At 69.0% G+C, this 14,253-nt stretch carries 13 protein-coding genes; 8 read left to right on the top strand and 5 right to left on the bottom strand.

Annotated elements, in window-relative coordinates; translation table 11 throughout:
- Nucleotides 1-75 precede the first annotated feature (75 nt).
- From OG801_RS16300 to OG801_RS16280, 5 genes are all read left to right on the top strand, one after another.
- Nucleotides 76-1,089 (top strand): ATP-binding cassette domain-containing protein, encoded by a 1,014-nt coding sequence (locus tag OG801_RS16300; RefSeq protein ID WP_406029794.1) that lies wholly within the window; start codon nt 76-78, stop codon nt 1,087-1,089.
- Nucleotides 1,086-1,868, top strand: coding sequence for an ABC transporter permease (locus tag OG801_RS16295; protein WP_355230901.1), 783 nt, complete (start codon nt 1,086-1,088; stop codon nt 1,866-1,868). The genes OG801_RS16300 and OG801_RS16295 overlap by 4 nt, the downstream gene beginning before the upstream one ends.
- 201 nt (nt 1,869-2,069) lie before the next feature.
- The gene (locus OG801_RS16290) at nt 2,070-2,744 is read left to right on the top strand and encodes a response regulator transcription factor (RefSeq protein WP_355230943.1); all 675 of its coding nucleotides are present in this window, start codon (nt 2,070-2,072) and stop codon (nt 2,742-2,744) included.
- Nucleotides 2,741-4,162, top strand: a complete 1,422-nt coding sequence (locus OG801_RS16285) for a sensor histidine kinase (RefSeq protein ID WP_406029792.1) — start codon at nt 2,741-2,743, stop codon at nt 4,160-4,162. Before OG801_RS16290 ends, OG801_RS16285 begins: the two co-directional genes overlap by 4 nt.
- Before the next feature lie 11 nt (nt 4,163-4,173).
- Nucleotides 4,174-4,710 carry a hypothetical protein gene (locus tag OG801_RS16280; protein WP_406029790.1) on the top strand — a complete coding sequence of 179 codons (537 nt, stop codon included), beginning with the start codon at nt 4,174-4,176 and terminating at the stop codon, nt 4,708-4,710.
- Between the two features lie 4 nt (nt 4,711-4,714).
- On the opposite strand, the gene zwf is transcribed toward OG801_RS16280, so the two are convergent.
- The 4 genes from zwf to OG801_RS16260 form a co-directional block, all read right to left on the bottom strand.
- Entirely contained in the window at nt 4,715-6,172 is a 1,458-nt protein-coding gene (gene zwf / locus OG801_RS16275; RefSeq protein ID WP_406029788.1) for a glucose-6-phosphate dehydrogenase, read from the bottom strand.
- Nucleotides 6,173-6,260: 88 nt separating this feature from the next.
- Nucleotides 6,261-7,529: an anthranilate synthase component I family protein gene (locus OG801_RS16270; RefSeq protein ID WP_406029786.1), complete on the bottom strand. Its 1,269-nt coding sequence runs from the start codon at nt 7,527-7,529 to the stop codon at nt 6,261-6,263.
- Complete coding sequence (locus tag OG801_RS16265; RefSeq protein WP_406029784.1) at nt 7,526-8,095, bottom strand: anthranilate synthase component II; 570 nt, start codon at nt 8,093-8,095, stop codon at nt 7,526-7,528. The genes OG801_RS16270 and OG801_RS16265 overlap by 4 nt, the downstream gene beginning before the upstream one ends.
- Nucleotides 8,095-10,035 carry an anthranilate synthase family protein gene (locus OG801_RS16260; protein WP_406029782.1) on the bottom strand — a complete coding sequence of 647 codons (1,941 nt, stop codon included), beginning with the start codon at nt 10,033-10,035 and terminating at the stop codon, nt 8,095-8,097. The genes OG801_RS16265 and OG801_RS16260 overlap by 1 nt, the downstream gene beginning before the upstream one ends.
- A 93-nt stretch (nt 10,036-10,128) precedes the next feature.
- Between OG801_RS16260 and OG801_RS16255 the strand changes: the two genes are divergently transcribed.
- Genes OG801_RS16255 through OG801_RS16245 form a run of 3 tightly spaced genes read left to right on the top strand, consistent with a single transcriptional unit; the run spans nt 10,129 to nt 11,931 of the window.
- Nucleotides 10,129-10,629, top strand: coding sequence for a SigE family RNA polymerase sigma factor (locus OG801_RS16255; protein ID WP_355230913.1), 501 nt, complete (start codon nt 10,129-10,131; stop codon nt 10,627-10,629).
- Nucleotides 10,626-11,246: a hypothetical protein gene (locus OG801_RS16250; protein WP_406029780.1), complete on the top strand. Its 621-nt coding sequence runs from the start codon at nt 10,626-10,628 to the stop codon at nt 11,244-11,246. The genes OG801_RS16255 and OG801_RS16250 overlap by 4 nt, the downstream gene beginning before the upstream one ends.
- A gap of 40 nt (nt 11,247-11,286) precedes the next feature.
- Nucleotides 11,287-11,931, top strand: coding sequence for a hypothetical protein (locus OG801_RS16245; RefSeq protein ID WP_406029778.1), 645 nt, complete (start codon nt 11,287-11,289; stop codon nt 11,929-11,931).
- An 18-nt stretch (nt 11,932-11,949) separates the two neighbouring features.
- On the opposite strand, the gene OG801_RS16240 is transcribed toward OG801_RS16245, so the two are convergent.
- Nucleotides 11,950-14,139: a HelD family protein gene (locus tag OG801_RS16240; protein WP_406029776.1), complete on the bottom strand. Its 2,190-nt coding sequence runs from the start codon at nt 14,137-14,139 to the stop codon at nt 11,950-11,952.
- Nucleotides 14,140-14,253 lie beyond the last annotated feature (114 nt).

The following is a 14,253-nucleotide window of genomic DNA, read 5'->3' as shown; positions in this document are numbered from 1 at the left end:
CATCCGAGTAAAACCGGGTGATTGTTGTCGGTGGTCCGTGCTTGTCTGGGACTCGCACGCACAAGGGAGTGACACATGATTCACGCACGCGGCTTGAGGCACACCTTCGCCTCCGGCCATGGCAAGCAGAAGAAAGAAGTCGTCGCGGTCGACGGAGTCGACCTCGACGTCGAAGAGGGCGAGGTGGTCGGCTTCCTGGGCCCGAACGGCGCCGGCAAGACAACCACCCTGCGCATCCTCACCACCCTCCTCAAGCCCACGGCAGGCACCGCCACGGTGGCGGGCTTCGACGTGGCCAAGCAGTCCGTGGAGGTCAGGCGGAGCATCGGCTACTGCTCCCAGGTCGGATCGACCTTCTCGGGTGCCTACGCCGGTGACGAGGTCGTCGACCACGGGATGCTCTACGGGATGTCCAAGAAGGACGCGGTCGCCCACGGCCAGGCGCTCTTCGAGAGGCTTCAGCTCGAAGGGCTGTGGCGCCGCAAGCCCCGCAACATGTCCGGCGGGCAGAAGCGCCGCCTCGACATCGCAATGGCGCTGATCCACGCCCCCAAGCTGGTCTTCCTCGACGAGCCGACCACCGGCCTCGACCCGCAGGCGCGGGCCAACCTGTGGGACCACATCGCCTCGCTGCGTACGGACCACGGGGCGACTGTCTTCCTGACCACCCACTACCTCGACGAGGCCGACACCCTCGCCGACCGGGTGATGGTCATCGACCAGGGCCGCATCGTCGCCAACGACACCCCGGAGAACCTCAAGGCCGCCGTCTCCGGCGACCTGGTCTCCCTGGAGGTCGCCACCGACGAGCAGGTCGCCATCGCCCGCGACAAGCTCGGCTCGATCTCGGAGACCATCGAGGTCGACGAGCGACTGGTCAGCGGCCGGGTGCCGCGGGCCGGGAAGGCCGTCCCCGGCCTGCTGCGCGACCTGGAGTCCAACGGCGTTTCCCTGGAGTCGATCGAGGTCGCCCGACCCACCCTGGACGACGTCTTCCTGACGTTGACCGGACGATCGCTGCGCGATGCCGACTCAGGCATTCCTGAGGCCGACGAGGCCACCGAGCAGACCCAGGAGGCCCGGTCATGACCGAGTTCCAGCAGCCCGTCCTCAAGTCCGGCTTCTTCCGCGAGTCGATGGTCGTCTTCAACCGCCAACTGCGGATGAACCTCCGCAACCCGGCCTGGGTGCTGATCGGCGTGATGCAGCCGATCCTCTACCTGCTGCTCTTCGGCCCGCTGCTCGAGCCGCTCATCGAGGAGCTCGGGGGGAACGCGTACAACTGGTTCGTCCCCGGCATGCTCGTTCAGCTCGGCATCTTCGGTGCCATGTTCGCCGGCTTCTCGCTGATCGGCGAGTGGCGCGAGGGCGTCATCGAGGCGGAGCGGGTCACCCCGGCCTCGCGTGGCGCGCTGCTGTTCGGCCGTCTCTACCGCGATCTGCTGCAGATCCTGGTGCAGGCGATCATCCTGGTCGCGCTCGGCCTGGTGATGGGCATGGACTTCAAGCCGGTCGGGATCCTCGTCGGGATCGCGATCACCGTAATGATCGGTGGCGCCGGTGCCGCCGCCTCCAACGCGTTCGCGCTGCTCGTGAAGAGCGAGGACGTGATGGCGCCGGTGACCAACATGCTGCTGATGCCGATCCTGCTGCTGTCGGGCATCTTCCTGCCGATGAGCTTCGGTGCCGGGTGGCTCGAGGCGCTGGCCGACGTCATCCCGACCAAGCACATCGTCGACGCGGTCCGAGCCTCGTTCTTCGGTGACCTCGGGGTGGCCGACATCGGCTGGGGCGTCGGCTGGACCCTCGGCCTGTTCGCACTCGCGGTCTGGTGGGGCATCTCCACGTTCCGCAAGGAGAACGCCTGACTTCTCCGGTGTTTCCTGCACTTCTCGGGTGTTGCATTGCCTGAGAAGTGCAGGAATACCCGGTTAACCGGGTATTCCTGCACCCCGGCCGATCTAGCGGAAACACCAGCGTCCTCTCAGCGGTGACTCAGCGAGAAGTGGCAAGGTAGGAGTGTGAACAGCCCTGCCACCCCGAGCGACAGCCCCGGCGACAAGCCGCACGTGCTGGTCGTCGACGACGACAAGGCCGTGCGTGAGTCGCTGCGCCGGTCGTTGGAGTTCAACGGCTACGTGGTCGCCTTGGCCGGCGACGGCGCCGAGGCGCTTGCCGGCATCGCCAACCACGACCCCGACGTGGTCGTGATGGACGTGATGATGCCCCGCCTCGACGGCATCGAGGCCACCAAGGCGCTGCGGGCAGCCGGCAACGACGTACCCATCCTGGTGCTGACCGCACGCGACGCCGTCGGCGACCGGGTCGACGGCCTGGATGCCGGGGCCGACGACTACCTCACCAAGCCGTTCGCGCTCGAGGAGCTGCTGGCCCGGCTGCGGGCGCTGCTGCGGCGGGCGGCCCCGGTCGGCGAGGACGACGAGGAGACGCTGCACTTCGCGGACCTGTCCATGAACACCACCACCCGCGAGGTGACCCGGGGCGAACGCGCCATCGAGCTCACCCGCACCGAGTTCACGCTCCTGGAGATGTTCCTGCGCCGGCCCCGCCGCGTACTCGATCGGTCCTTCATCCTCGAAGAGGTGTGGGGCTACGACTTCCCGACGACCGCCAACTCGCTCGAGGTCTACGTCGGCTATCTGCGCCGCAAGACCGAGGCCGAGGGTGAGGCCCGGCTGATCCACACCGTACGCGGCATCGGCTACGTCCTGAAGGAGCCGTGAGCAGCGCCGTGACCACGCCGGCAACCAGCTCGCGCTACCGCGGCTCTCTGGCGGGCCGGGTCACCCTGCTGACGACCCTTGCGGTCGCCGGCTCGATCACGCTGATCGCGATCGGGCTCTACTTCGTCGTACGCATCCAGCTGCAGGCCAACATGGACGAGTCGCTGCTCAAGCGAGCCAGTGTCGCTGCCGCGAACACCGCGTCCATCCAGGACACCCGGACCGGTGCTGCCTTCCCGACATGGGTGCTCAACGCCGGCGACATCCAGATCGCCGAGGTCGTCGACGCACACAACTACTGGTCGCCGACGTACGGCACGTTCCCGTTGCCCGGGGAGCCTGAAGAGGCGGTAGCGAAGGGCGATGCGAAGCAGGCAGTCCGGACGGTCCACACCCAGAGCGGTGTGTTCCGGGTCGTGAGCGTGCCGATCCCGGAGAGCGACTCCGCGCTGATGTTGGCGCAGTCGCTGGAGCCGCAGCAGGCGATGTACAAGCGACTCGGGCTCGTCGTGCTCCTCTTCGGCGCGGCCGGCGTCGTCGCCGCGGCGTTCGCCGGTTGGGTGGTGGCAGCGGGCGGGCTGCGGCCGGTGAGGCGGCTGACCGCCTCGGTCGACCGGATCGCGACGACCGAGGATCTCACCCCGCTCCCGGTCGAGGGCGACGACGAGATCGCCCGGCTGGCCACGTCGTTCAACCGGATGCTTTCCGCCGTCTCCGCCTCCCGGGACCGGCAGCGACAGCTGGTGGCGGACGCCTCGCACGAGCTGCGTACGCCGCTGACCTCGCTCCGCACCAACGTCGAGCTCCTCACCCAGGCCGACGCCTCGATCTCCGGCGAGCAGCGGGCCGAGCTGCTCGGCGACATCCGCGCCCAGATCGAGGAGCTCACCAACCTGATTGGCGACCTCGTCGAGCTGGCCCGCGATGCACCGGCCGAGCCGACGCTGGAGACGGTCGACATGTCCGAGGTGGTGGATCGGGCGCTCTCCCGGGTGCGACTGCGCGCACCGTCGGTGACCTTCACCGAGGAGATGGCGCCGTGGTGGGTCATGGGCGACGCCAGCTCGTTGGAGCGGGCGGTCACCAACCTGCTCGACAATGCCGCCAAGTGGTCGCCCGAGTCGGGGACGGTGCACGTCTCCCTCCACGGCGGCGTGCTCAACGTCGACGACGAGGGTCCGGGCATCGCCGAGGCTGACATCCCCTATGTCTTCGACCGGTTCTACCGATCCACCGAGGCCCGCTCGATGCCTGGGTCGGGGCTCGGCCTCGCTATCGTCCGGCAGGTTGCCGAGCGCACCGGCGGATCGGTCTCCGCGGCCCGGTCCCCGCACGGTGGCGCACGGATGACCATGCACCTGCCCGGCTCGACCTCACCCCGGCCGACCGAACCGCCCACAGCGGTGCTGAACAATTGAGGGTTGAAGCATTGAGATACGCCGTTCTGGCGCCCGCTATGGTGGCGCTGCTCTCCGTCTCTGCCTGTGGAGCCGAGGAGCCCGCCGATCCGTCAGCGTCCGCCTCCGCATCTTCCCCGGAGCATGCCTCCAAGGAGACGTTCAACCCGTGCGACGGGCTCGACATCTCCCCCGTGGAGAAGGCCCTCGGCTCCCAGCTCCGCGTTGAGAAGGGCACCTCGGCGGCACCCCGCTGCGCGCTGCTTCCGGAGGAGTCGGGCGGGACTGCGTACGAACTGAACTACCTGCCCTTCAAGGGCACCCTCGCGGATGCGTGGAAGACCATGAACGTTAAGTCCGGGGACGTCAGCGAGCCCGGGATCGAGGGTGCTGAGGACGCCCGGCTGGTCAAGCAGCAGGGCGTGAACTCGTACGCCGTCACCGGCTTCGTCCAGAACGGCACCCTGATCCAGAGCTTCAACTCCGTCGATCTGGAGCCCTACGACGGCGACGCCATGGACCGTGCCGCCCAGGCCCTCCTCGAGCAACTGAGCGCCAACGCCCCGTAGCCGGCTAGTGCTTCTTCGTCTCGCGCCAGGAGCGCTCGAAGGGGAGGCGCCAGGCGTGGGGGGCGATCAGCTGGTGGATCGAGTTGGGGCCCCAGGAGCCGGGGGCGTAGAGGCGCACGGGCGGAGGGTTCTCGAGGAGCGGCTGGGAGATCTCCCAGAGCGTCTCGATGCCCTCGGCCGTGGTGAAGAGCGTGTGGTCGCCGCGCATGGCATCGTGGATGAGGCGTTCGTACGCCTCGAGGACGCCGGTCGAGGAGGTCGTCTCCTGGGTGGCGAACTGCATGGATAGCTTCTCCAGCTTCATGCCAGGCCCGGGGCGCTTGCCGTAGAACGACAGCGACATCTTCGACTGGTCGGCGAGGTCGAAGGTGAGGTGGTCGGGGCCCTGGGTGCCGGCACCGGAGTTGGACGGGAACATCGTCAGCGGCGGCTCCTTGAACGCGATCGAGATGATCCGCGCGCCCTCGGCCAGCTTCTTGCCGGTGCGCAGGAAGAACGGCACGCCTGCCCAACGCCAGTTGTCGATGATCACCTTCATCGCGATGAAAGTCTCGGTGTCGGAGTCGTCGGCGACCTCGTTCTTGCCGCGGTAGCCGGAGTATTGACCACGCACCACGTTGCGTGGATCCAACGGCTGGATCGACCGGAAGACCTTGTTCTTCTCCTCGCCGATCGGGTCGGGAGCAAGCGACGTCGGCGGCTCCATCGCCATGAACGCCAGCACCTGCATCAGGTGGGTCACGACCATGTCGCGGTAGGCGCCGGTGCTCTCGTAGAACGCGGTGCGTCCCTCCAGGCCCAGCGTCTCGGGGATGTCGATCTGGACGTGGTCGATGAAGTTGCGGTTCCAGATCGGCTCGAAGAGTCCGTTGGCGAAACGGAAGGCCAGGATGTTCTGCGCGGCCTCCTTGCCGAGGAAGTGGTCGATCCGGAAGATCTGCTCCTCGGAGAAGACCTCGTGGATCTTCGCGTTGAGCTCCTTGGCCGACTCGAGGTCGGTGCCGAAGGGCTTCTCCATGATGATCCGGGCGCGCTCGACGAGGTCTGCCTCCTCGAGCTGACGGATCACGTCCTGAGCGGCCTTGGGCGGGACGCTGAGGTAGTGGAGGCGGCGCACGTCGTTGCCGAGCCCCTGGAGCTTCTTCTCGGCGAGCTTCACCGCGTCGGCGAGCGCGTGCGGGCCCTCCTTGGTCGAGACGTAGGAGAGCATCCCCCCGAACGCCGCCCAGCGCTCGTCGGTGATGTCGCCCTTGCCGAACTCCTCGCACGCCTCACGAGCGAACTCCATGAACTGCTCGTCGGACATATCCTCCAGCGACGTGCCGACGATCTGGGCGTCCGTCATCAGCCCGGCCTCGTTGAGTCTGAGCAGGCCAGGCAGGAGTTTGCGGCGCGCCAAATCACCGGTCGCACCGAAGAGCACGATCACATGTGGCAGGGCTTTGTCGTCGATGGTCGCCATGATGAGTCCACGGTAGTCCTCGTTTTATGAACGTTCCAATAGACAACGGCCGCCGTCTCAACGTGTCGCCGTCTTTTCACCTGTTTGATCATCTGCCGAGGGAAGCGCGCACCCGATCGGCCTTCAACCGCGCCTCGGCGGCCTCCTCCGCGACGTCGGATCTGACCGTGATCCCGCCACCGGTGCCGATCTGCCAGGTGTGGGTGTCGTGGGTCGTCAGGGTGCGGATGATGACGCCCAGATCGGCCGGTCCGTCGCCCGAGATCCAGCCGAAAGCACCGGCGTACGCCGCCCTCGGCCCACCCAGATCACGCTCGGCCCGCTCGATGACCTCCATCGTGCGCAGCTTGGGCGCACCGGTCATCGACCCGGCGGGGAAGAGCCTGCGCAGCGCCTCGATCGTGGTGATCTCGTCCCGCAGGCGGCCTCTGACCGTACTGACCAGCTGGTGCACGCTCGGGTAGGACTCGACTCGCATCAGGCCCGGCACCTCCACGGTCCCCGGCTCGCAGACCATCGCCAGGTCGTTGCGGAGCAGGTCGGTGATCATCAGGTTCTCGCTGCGGAGCTTGGGATCGGTACGCAGCAGGTCAGCGTTGGCAGCGTCCTCCTCGGCGTCTGCGCCCCGCGGGGTCGTGCCCTTGATCGGCCTCGTCTCGATCACCCGGTCGGCGTCGATCAGGGCGTACCGCTCCGGGCTCGAGCTCAGCAGCCACGCCGCGTGGCCGGCGACGTCGTGCTGAAGGAACCCTGCGTACGGGGCCGGGTTGATACTCCTGAGCCGCAGGTAGGTCTCCACCGGGTCGGCCTCGGCCTGGACCGTGGTCCGGTAGGTCAGGTTCGCCTCGTAGGTGTCGCCGGCTCGAAGTGCCTCCTGGACCTGGTCGAAGGCGGCGCGGTAGGCGGGGGACGGCGGGGAGGAATACCCGGTTAACCGGGTATTCCTGCACTTCTCTGGCGTTGCAACACCCGAGAAGTGCAGGGATTGCCAGAGAAGTTCGTGCTCGAAGAGCCGAAGATGCGACGGCCTCATCCAGACGGCATCCGGGACGTCGTCGGAGGGAGCAGCGGGGAGGTCGGTTCGGCAGGCGTAGCCGAGGTAGCCGAACCACTGCTCCCCGGGGCCGATCTCGCGCTCCAGGACCTGCCAGATGTCGTCGCCGACGACCTCGGAGCGGCCGCCGGCGTGGCGCAGAACCTCGCGACGAGCGGCGGAGTAGGTCAGCGAGACGTCGTCGTCCTCCAGCCAGCCGATCAGGGACCGGGTGCCCGACCATTCGCGCGCGCCGCCGCCGTCGAGCCAGACGCAGCGCGGGTGTGCGGCGGCGACCTCGGCGAAGAGGCCCTCGACGCTCATCGTGGCCCCGGTCGGCCCAGGAAGTTCGCGACCATCGCCGCACCATGCTGGGAGAGCACCGACTCCGGGTGGAACTGCACGCCCTCCAGCGGCAGCAGCCGATGACGTACGCCCATCACGACCCCGTCCTCGGAACGGGCCGTCACCTCCAGGACATCGGGGACCGAGACGGCCGCCAGGGAGTGGTAGCGGACCGCCTCGAGCGGCGACGGGATGCCCGCGAAGACCCCGCGCCCGTCGTGCGTCACCCGGGCCACCTCACCGTGAGCGGGCTCGATCCGGTCGACGACACCGCCGTAGGCGGTCACCAGTCCCTGCATCCCCAGGCAGACGCCGAGGACGGGCCACCCCCCGTCCAGAAGTACGTCCCGCCCGACCGCGAAGTCCGCCGGATCGGCCGGGTGGCCGGGCCCGGGCGAGAGGACCACATGGCTGTAGGCGGCGAGGTCCCCGAGCTTCACCTCGTCGTGCTCCACGACATCCGGAAGGGCCCCGGTGACCTGCGCGATCATGTGGACGAGGCTCCAGACGTAGGAGTCGTGGTGGTCGACCACGACGATCTTCATCACTGCGCCAAAAGATCGCTGACGACGTCGTGAATGAGGTCGTAGCCGCGCTCGGTGAGGACCGACTCCGCATGGAACTGGATGCCGGCGTAGTGCGGACCGGAGATGGCGTGGATGTCACCCGTCTCCGGATCGGCATCGACCGACACCCTCGCGGGCAGCTCCGTGGAGCCCACCCGTCCGACGAAGGTGTTGTAGAAGCCGACCCGCTCACGACGCGGCCGCCCGCCGAACCCGAGACCGACGCGGGTCTGGGTGCCCTGGAAGACGATGTCCTTGTAGTGCAGCCCGATCCCGAGCTGGTGGCACAGCGCCTGGTGGCCGAGGCAGACCGCCAGGAACGGCTGCTCGGTCTCGAGCAGCGACGCGACCGCGGCGCGCAGCTTGGCCATCTTCGGATCAGTTCCGTCGCGCGGGTCGCCCGGTCCGGGCCCGACGATGACGAGATCAGCACCCGCGAAGGCGCCGTCCTCGTAGTCCTCGTGCCGCACGACCGACGAGGTCATGCCGAGCACCCGGAGGACGTGGCGCAGCATGCGTACGAAATCGTCCTCGCCGTCCAGGATCACCGCGTGCTTCCCGGCGAGGTGGGCCGAGGGCTCCTCATCGCCCTGGTCGGTGAGCCAGAACGACGACAGCCGGCGGTTGCGGGCGGCCAGGGTCAGCAGCAGGTCCTCGTCGTTGACCAGCTCGGAGACGTCCTGGGCGAGCGCGGGCGCGGCCGGCACCAGCCCGAAGGCCGACAGGATCCCGCCGGCCTTGGCGTGCGTCTCGGCGACCTCGTACGTCGGGTCGGAGTCGCGCACCAGAGTCGCGCCGGCGCTCACCTTCAGCCGGCCGTCGACAGACACGTCCGCGGTGCGGATCACGATCGGCGAATCGACCGTCGGGGCACCGGACTCGTCACGGCCGAGCAGCGCGAGGGCGGCGCCGTAGTAGCCACGGCCCTCCGGCTCGTACTTCTTGATCAGCCGGCAGGCGTTCTCCACCGGCGAGCCGGTGACGGTGGCGGCGTACATCGTGTCGCGCAGGATCTCGCGCGGGTCGCGGGCCGAACGGCCGGCCAGCAGATACTCGGTGTGGATCAGCCGCGACATCGGCTTCAGGAACGGCCCGAGCACCTGGCCGCCCTGGTCGCAGATGTCGCACATCATCTTGAGCTCCTCGTCGACCACCATGAAGAGCTCGTAGACCTCCTTCTGATCCGTCAGGAAGTCGGTCAGCTGCCCCTTGAGATCGTGCGCGATCTTCTCGGGCGAACCCTCGAGGTCGTGCGGCAGCCGGAACGTGCCGGAGATCGGGTTCATCCGGACGTCGCCGCCGTGGACGCTCACGTGCCGCTCCGGCGAAGCGCCGATGAGATAGCGGTCGCCGGTGAAGAAGCAGTAGGTCCAGTACGCCCCGCGCTCACGCTCCAGAAGACGACGCAGCACGGTGAGCGCGCGGTCGTGGTTCCAGTCGTCGAGCTGGGCGCGGTAGTGGCGGCCGATCACGAAGTTGGCGCCCTCGCCCTGGCCGATCTCGTCCTCGATGACGGTCTTGACCAGGTCGGCGTAGGTGTCGTCGTCCACGTCGAACCCACCGCGGTCCACGAACTCCACGGGGACGTCGGGAAGCGCCTCGATCACCTCGGCGACGGAGAACTCCCACTCGCGCTCCACGTCGACGACCACCAGCGGGGTGCCGTCGTCGTGGGCCTCGAAGCCCCGCTCGCTCACCTGACGGAACGGCACCGCGAGCAGTCGGTCGGCCACCTTCCCCGGCTCCGGGGTGCCCTCCTCGAGAGGTACGTCGAGCAGCGACTCGACCACGGACCGGGTGCCCGCCAGCATGCCGACCGTGTCGCGGTCACCCGCCCGCGAGGAGCGCCGGATGATCGCCCACGCCTCGTGCCCCGTGATCTCCTCGATCGCGGTCCGGGCGGGGCTGTTGGTCGTCATGGAATGAGCCTAATCCGTGCGCTGACGCGTGACCCATTCGATTCGGATGGTGGGCCGTGCAACCCCACAGTGCCCCGAATCCGTTGACAGTGCGTGAGACGTTCCCAAGACGCCGAGTTCGAGGCCTTCGTACGCCGCCACCGAGCGCCGCTCGTCGGCACTGCCCGGCTGCTGACCGCCGGCGACGCCCACCTGGCCGAGGATCTGGTCCAGTCGACGCTGGTCAAGGTCTATCTGGCCTGGGGGCGAGCGTCCCAGCACCCCGCTGCGTACGCTCGCCGCACCCTGGTCAACTGTCTGACCGACCACCGCAGGCGCCCGTTCTTCCGGCGGGAGCAGGGCGCGGTCACGCTGCCCGAGGCACCGGTCGAGGATCCGGCGATGGTCGATCCCGAGCTGGTCGCCGCCCTGGCCGAGCTGCCGCCCCGGCAGCGCGCGGCCGTCGTGCTCCGCCATGTCCACGACCTCTCGGTCGAGGAGGTCGCCGACGCGCTCAGCTGCTCGACCGGAACCGTGAAGTCCCAGACCGCGCGCGGCCTGGACAAGCTCCGGGCGCTGCTCACCCCCACCCAACTGACAGGAGACTCCCGATGAACGACGTGATCGACCGCCTCGCCCGCCTGACCCCGTCCCCGTCCACCTCGGCGACCGAGGACGCCGCTGCCGACCTTCGCCGTGGCCACCGGGCGCTCTCCCGGCGCCGGATCAAGCGCGCCGCACTCGGCGGCGCCGCGCTGACCCTCGCGGTCGGTGGCGCCTTCAGCGGCATCGCGCTGACCTCCGGCAACGACGGCGCGCCGACCGTCCAGGCCGCCGACAACGTACGCCTGGTCGACTACGACGGCACCCAGATGCCCGGGTTCACCGTGGCGAAAGTGCCCGAGGGGTTCGTACTGCAGGGATCCGACCAGTACGTCCTCGCCGTCGCTCGCCCCGACGACGACACCACGGTCAGCGACTTCCGGGACAAGATCGTGGTGACCCTGGAGACGACGGCATCGGGGACCCAGGACCCGGCCAATACCACCGTCGGCGGCCAGCCCGCCACCCTCGTCACCACCCCCGACGGCGCGACGATGCTCAAGTACGCCTACCGCGACTTCACCGTCGTCATCCAGATGTGGAACACCATCCACCTCACCGACGAGCAGCTCGTCGAGTTCGCTGAGGGTGTCGAGGTCACCGCCGACGCCAAGCCGTCCGTCGGCTGACCCTCCTCCCGACGCCCACCCGCGCAGCTAGGCTTCGCGGGTGGGCGTCAACGATCTGAGCAACGACGAGTTCGAGCGGCTCTACGGCCCTTGGGCGAAGCGCACACCGGCGGACGTGGCCGCCCTCTTCGAGGGCTATCCCGGCACCTGGTGGGTCGCGGGCGGTTGGGCGATCGAGGCGTTCACCGGCGTACGTCGTGAGCACGAGGACACCGACACCTGCGTGCTCCGCAGCGATCTCGCCGTGCTGCGCAAGCAGCTGGCGGGGCGCTTCGACGTATGGGCGGCCGGCACCACGGCGCTGCGTCCGCTACTCCCGGACGACGATCCCGATGGCGCCGCGGACGATGTCCTCTGGGAGACCGAGGGTCAGGTCTGGACGCGGCGGAGCGCTCAGGATCCGTGGGAGTACGACCTGCTGCTAAACCCCGGCACCGCCGGTGAGTGGGTCTATCGGCGTGAGGAGTCGATCCGGATGCCGATGTCCGACGCGGTCTGGGAGCGCGACGGGATCCGCTATCTCCAGCCCGAGATCCAGCTCCTCTACAAGGCCCCGGGGCTCCGCTCGAAGGACCAGCTCGACTTCGACAACACCGTGCCGCTGCTCGACGACCGCCGGCGTCGCTGGCTGCGTGGCGCGCTCGAGCAGACCTTGCCCGACCACCCCTGGATCACAGCCCTCTAGTCCCTCGGCGACAGGTCGTCAGGAGACGGTGGTCAGCAGCTGGGTCGCACGGGTCAGGACGACGTAGAGCGTGGCGCGGCCGGTGGCCGACTCGCGTTCGATCTCGTCGGGGCTGACCACGACGATGCCGTCGAACTCGAGGCCCTTGGTGTCCAGGCCGGTGAGTACGACGATGCGGTCCTCGCCGGACGGCACCGAGGTCGGGTCGGCGGCGGAGGCGGCGGCGCTGGGGGCGGCGTCCGCGAACTCCGACCAGGACGCGAGCCACGAGTTGACCTCGGAGCGGCGCGCGACCGGGACCACGACGCCGACGGTGCCGCTGACCTGCGACGCGATCTCGCCGACCGCCTCCCGGGTGGCCTTCTCCAGGTCGACCGCGTGCTCGATGACCCGCGGCTCGACGCCGGTGGAGCGGACCGCGGTCGGAAGGTCGGCGTTGAGCCCGACCCGCTCAGCGTAGGCCGCGGCGAAGTCGTAGATCTCGGCCGAGTTGCGGTAGTTCGTGGACAGGTGGAACGCGTGGACGGGCTTGCCCTCGAGCGCCTTGGCTCGGGCGGCGTCGGCCTCCTCCGCCACCGGCCACGAGGACTGGGCGGGGTCGCCGACGATGGTCCACGAGGCCGTACGTCCCCGGCGACCGACCATCCGCCACTGCATCGGCGTCAGGTCCTGGGCCTCGTCGATGAGGATGTGGGCGAACGGGTCGTCGTCGATCCGGTACGTCGGCGGGCGCCAGCCCCGCCCCGAGGAGAACTCGCGGTCGGAGGCGGTCATCAGCTCGGCGATGTCTATGCCGCTCTGGTCGGCGTCGCGCTCGTCGGCGACCTGCTCGGGGATGTCGCCGATCGCGTACCGGAGCTCGTCGAGCAGCGGAATGTCCTCGATGGCCAGGTCGGCGTCGGTCAGGCCGCGGCCGGCCCACGACTTGAGGAGCAGCTGCTGCTCGTCGTGGGTCAGGATTCCCTCGGAGACGCGGGCGAGGAACTCCGGCTCGCGGAGCCAGCCGAGCACCTCACGCGCCTCCAGCGCCGGCCACCAGGCAGCGGCGAACTCGAGGAAGGCGGGGTTGTCGAGCATCTCGTCGTTGAAGACCTCGCGACCGCGCTCGCGGCCGCGCTCACCGCGTACCTGCCGCCAGAGGATGTCGAGAAGCATCTGAGGTACGCGACGCAGCTGCTGGTTGCGCCGGCCCTGGCTCATCAGCTGACGCCGCAGCTCACCGAGCCGCTTGCCGTCCAGGCGCAGCGAGTCGTCGCGGTAGAAGACCTTGAACTCGCGCGGGGAGCCCGGCGCCTGCTGACGCGAGGCGCGACGCAGCACCTCGGCCATCCGGACCGAGCCCTTCACGTCGGCGACGGCGGGGTCGTTGTGCCAGGTCGCGCGTACGCCGTCCACGACCTCACCCAGCGAACGCAGCGCCACCGCGGTCTCGCCGAGGCTCGGCAGGACACGCTCGATGTAGCGCATGAAGACGCCCGACGGGCCGACGATGAGCACGCCACCGGACTCGTAGCGGCGACGCTCGGTGTAGAGCAGGTAGGCGGCGCGGTGGAGTGCCACCACGGTCTTGCCGACGCCCGGACCACCGGAGATCGTCGTGACGCCCTTGCCCGGCGCACGGATGGCCTTGTCCTGCTCGGCCTGGATGGTCGCGACGATGGAGTGCATCGTGCGGTCGCGGGCACGGCTGAGCTGGGCGATCAGCGCGCCCTCGCCGACGATCGGCAGGTCAGCACCGGAGCGCTCCAGCGCCTCGGCGTCGAGCAGCTCGTCCTCGACGCCGATGACGCTCTGCCCCTCCGACCGGAGCACCCGCCGGCGGATCACCGACCGCGGCTCCACCGCCGTGGCCTGGTAGAACACCGCGGCCGCAGGCGCCCGCCAGTCGATCAGCAGCGAGTCACGCTGCGCGTCGCGCAGACCGATGCGGCCGACATAGCGCGGCTCGGTGTCGACCGACGGGTCGAGGTCGAGGCGGCCGAAGACCAGCCCCTCGTGAGCGGCATCGAGCTGCGCGATGCGTCGCGCCGCCTGGAAGGCGAACGCGTCGCGCTCGACCAGACCGCCCTCATGCCCCAGGGCCCCACGTTCGCGGCCCTCGTTGGCCAGCTCGTGCGCAGCGCGCGCCGACTCTCCCAGCTGGAGGTAGACACGATCTACGAACCCCTGCTCCTGAGCGATCTCGCGCTCAGCCAGCTTGTCGTTCAACTGGATGTTCCCCCGTCACAAAGATCCACACCCGCCGTGCGCCCCCCATGGCGCACGGCAAGGAGATAACTCTACCCCCGACGTGGTGTTATGAGGGCAGCGGTGCCACCAATC

Origin of the sequence: Nocardioides sp. NBC_00163, assembly GCF_045206295.1 — a bacterium.
Lineage (GTDB): Bacteria > Actinomycetota > Actinomycetes > Propionibacteriales > Nocardioidaceae > Nocardioides.
This window is presented reverse-complemented; position numbering and strand designations above follow the sequence as displayed.

Coding starts and splice junctions, on each gene's coding strand:
- OG801_RS16300 (WP_406029794.1), top strand. CDS start 76: ATGATTCACGCACGCGGCTTGAGGCACACCTTCGCCTCCGGCCATGGC.
- OG801_RS16295 (WP_355230901.1), top strand. CDS start 1,086: ATGACCGAGTTCCAGCAGCCCGTCCTCAAGTCCGGCTTCTTCCGCGAG.
- zwf (WP_406029788.1), bottom strand. CDS start 6,172: ATGGCGACCATCGACGACAAAGCCCTGCCACATGTGATCGTGCTCTTC.
- OG801_RS16270 (WP_406029786.1), bottom strand. CDS start 7,529: ATGAGCGTCGAGGGCCTCTTCGCCGAGGTCGCCGCCGCACACCCGCGC.
- OG801_RS16265 (WP_406029784.1), bottom strand. CDS start 8,095: ATGAAGATCGTCGTGGTCGACCACCACGACTCCTACGTCTGGAGCCTC.
- OG801_RS16260 (WP_406029782.1), bottom strand. CDS start 10,035: ATGACGACCAACAGCCCCGCCCGGACCGCGATCGAGGAGATCACGGGG.
- OG801_RS16250 (WP_406029780.1), top strand. CDS start 10,626: ATGAACGACGTGATCGACCGCCTCGCCCGCCTGACCCCGTCCCCGTCC.